Here is a 3,729-nt window from a genome sequence, read left to right on the forward strand (position 1 = left end):
CCCCCCCCCCCTCATTATTTGTCAATAACTATCAAAAAAAGCAATTTTTTAATATATAATTTTTGTCTTACTTTAAAAATAAAGAGCTTAAATACTTTTAAAGTAAAAATTAAAATCTTAAAAAAGGAGTTTTTGTTATGAAACAAAAATTTGATGTAATGAGGGGGGGGGGTATAGTAATTCTTTAAATGCTTCTTTCTCTACAAAAGATTCAAACAACTCAAAAAAATTCTTCAAACCTTTAGTTGCTAGTTCTTTAGCTTTATTTTTAAGTGCAAATATTGCAAGTGCTGATTGCACAAGTTCTAATGGTGCTCCTGTTTTTTGCTATGGAACAAGTGGAACAGCAGATACAAGTTTTGATTTAAGTGGTAGCACTTCTCCTAATTTAACCTGGAATGGTGCTAGCGGTGGAGATGGTCTTTATACACTAAGAACAAGTAGTGGTAGTGGTGATCCTGTAGATATTACTTTGGATTTTACTAATTCTAATCCTCAATCACCAACAGGAAGTCTCAACAACACTTCTTATACAATCGCTATAGGAGGAAATGTTACTGCTAGTTATAACCCGATTCTTGAGTTAAAATCAAATGGTAAGGGTATTGATATGCAAGGCAAGACTCTTTCTTTTCTCTTTTCTAGGTGGAACAATCCTCCTAGTAATAGTGGAACTATAAATACGAGTGCTAGAAAAATGGTATTAGATTTATCAAATGTTAACAATGGTACTGCTTTTAAAGGTGATATCAGAATTGTAGGTGGTAGAGCTCAAAAATGGTTTGGTGAAAATCAGTTTGAAGCAACTTTTGGTGGAGATGTAATAGGAAGTATCACAAGTCTTCCATATTCTTATATGGATGTTAATGCAACCTATACTTTTAATAATTCAGCATCATTGCAAGGAAATTTTAGTGCATCAGGAATGGTAGGTACTACAGCAGCACAAGGTCCTCAACATAAACTTAAATTTGTAGATGGAACTATCACTGGTAAGGTAACGGCTAGTAATAGAGCAGATGTTAATATTACTTTTTCTCCAACAGGAAGTAGCCAATCTAGTCAGACTAAAACTTGGATAGGTGGAGGTATTGCATCATCAAGTAAAACTACGGTTACTGTTACAATTAATAAAAATACAAATGGTGATGCCTCTGAAAATATCATAAAAGGTGATATCACTGCTGCTGGTGATGGTTTTGGTGGTGCAACAAACACAATTACTTTCAATACAACCACGAAAAACAAAATTGATGGAAATATTACAAGTTCGGATGGATTTGGTAGGACAAAAAACATAATCAATTTTGCTGCTGGAGATGGTGATATAAACGGTGATATCTCTGCTACTTCCACAACCAATGAGATTACTCTTACTAAGAGTGATGGTATTCTTGCTATTAATGGTGGTATTACCAACAATGCTGGGACAAATACTATTAAAGCAGAAAATGGAACTATTGTTATCAAGAAAACAGGTGGAAAAATATCTGTTAGTGGTGGAGGAACTGCTACTAATACCATTTCTGCTAAAACACTTACTATTGATATAGGAACAATTGAAAGCAGTGGTAATAATAATAGTAATAATAAAAATGTGATTAAGGGAACAGAAACAGTTACAATAACAGGAGAAGTAAAAACCTCTGTAGGAGCAAATAATATTGATGGAAAAGATATTACCATCAATGGTAGTATTACTAATATGTGGGGTAATAATACAATTAATGCAACTGGTGCAATTAAAATAGGTTCTCAAGATAAAAAAGTTACAATCTCTAATGATTCTAATGCAGCAACATCAAATGCAAAAAATACTATTACAGGTGGTGATGGTAGTGCTATTTATGCTGATGTTAAGTTATTAAAGGGAAATGATAAGGTTAGTAATAATATTACCTTAAACGGTAATTCCTCTATCACAGGAGATATTACAGCTAATGCTGGTACTAATAACATTTCTATCAAAGGCACAGCAACTACTTCAACAACACCATCTCCATCACCAAGTACCTTAACTACCAGTGCTGATATGAGTGCTTTAAAGGCATTAGTAGGTCTTACAGGTAACATCACAACTAATGGTGGAACTAACAATATTTCTATCAAAGGCACAGCAACTACTTCAACAACACCATCATTACCAAGCACCTTAACTACTAGCGGTGATATGAGTGCTCTAATGGCGCTAGTAGGTCTTACAGGTAACATCACAACCAATGGTGGAACTAACAACATTGTCTTTGAAAATAAAATATGGGCACCAAGTAATCTTACTAATGGAGCTTCTGGTGTTTTAAAAACATCTGGCGGATTTTCAAACCTAGTTTTAAGACAAACGGTTTCTTTATCATTAAGTAATACGCCTATTTTCAATGTAGAAACAACAGGTGGTTCTGCAAATGTTATTATGCAAGGACCTGTTAGTGTTGGTGCTAATGTTATATATGGTGCAAGTGGAACTACTACTTTAATCTTTGCTCATAGTAATGATAATCAAAATGATGCTTTCAGTGCTAGTGATACAGCAATAGCGAATAATAAAGTTTTAGGTAAAACTTATAAAGATGGTATAAAACTTACTTTAAAAGATAAGAATATTAAAACAAGTGATGGAAAAAATACTTCATTTATTGATACTTATAAAAGTTATTTTATAGAAAATGATACAGATCCTATACTTACTATTACTACTAAAAGATCAGGAGATGCTTCAAGTGGTTATAATGATATAGTTACAATCCAAGGTATTGCTGTTGGAACAGTATCTGCATTAGAATCTACAGTAAATTCAAGTAATGGTAATTCAACTTATAATATCACCTTGCAAAATAATTCTGTCTATTTTGGAGGATTTGATTTTAGTAAGATTAAAGATACAGATGCTTATGCTAAAACTATTATTAACCTTACGATGCAATCAGGATCTAAATTCTTTACAGATAGTTCCGTTGCACTTAGAAGTCTTACCATTGAAAATGCTAGTTTAAATAGGGAGGAAACTCTTTTAAACTCTTTTGAACAAAGCAATACGGTAATTGATTTGGGTTCTTATGGTAATGATAATAGCAATATTCAAACAAGAGAAAATTTCAATCTTTTAATGATTGGAGATGCAACAGGTAGTAATACAGGAAATGGTCTAACTGGTTCTAATGCACTCTTTAGAATCTATGCAAATCAGGAAGCAGATCAAAGCAAAGCTACTTTAGGTGGAATTAAATCAAGTAATAATGGAGCGGTGAATGGTAGTGGTAATGGTGTTTATGGTAATGTTTATGCCGATAGAGTTGTTGTATTTAATACAAAAGATAATGCTCAAACTACTCAATATATCCAAGTATTAACTAGTGGTAGTGATATTAATGTCAGTGGTATTAGTTATAAAGGTGGTGGAACAGAGAGTGCTGGTAATATTGCAGTATTTACTGTAAAAAATAGCACAGGCAATGACACAAACACTGCATTGGTAAAACTTGAAACTGCAGATGCAATTATAGGATTTGATCAAGTTGGTTCTACATTAAAAGAAGTTTTAACAGATCAGTACGGACAATTTGGCACTGATAAAACAGGTTATACTACCTATTTTCTAGATGCAGTTTCTGCCAAAGGTGCCTCTACTGCTAACCAACAAGCTTCAGCAGCAGCTCTTGGAAGTAATTATGATCTTTATTTAGCTAATATGAATAGCTTAAATAAAAGAATGGGTGAATTAAGAGAGAATGC

Annotated in this window: 1 pseudogene; it reads left to right on the forward strand. The window is 33.0% G+C overall.

Features of this window, described 5'->3' with window-relative positions:
- Positions 1–472 precede the first annotated feature (472 nt).
- Positions 473–3,729: pseudogene (locus tag CQA57_RS08045) on the forward strand (hypothetical protein); the annotation flags it as partial.

The sequence above is a fragment of the Helicobacter anseris genome (assembly GCF_003364335.1).
GTDB classification, from domain to species: Bacteria; Campylobacterota; Campylobacteria; order Campylobacterales; family Helicobacteraceae; genus Helicobacter_H; species Helicobacter_H anseris.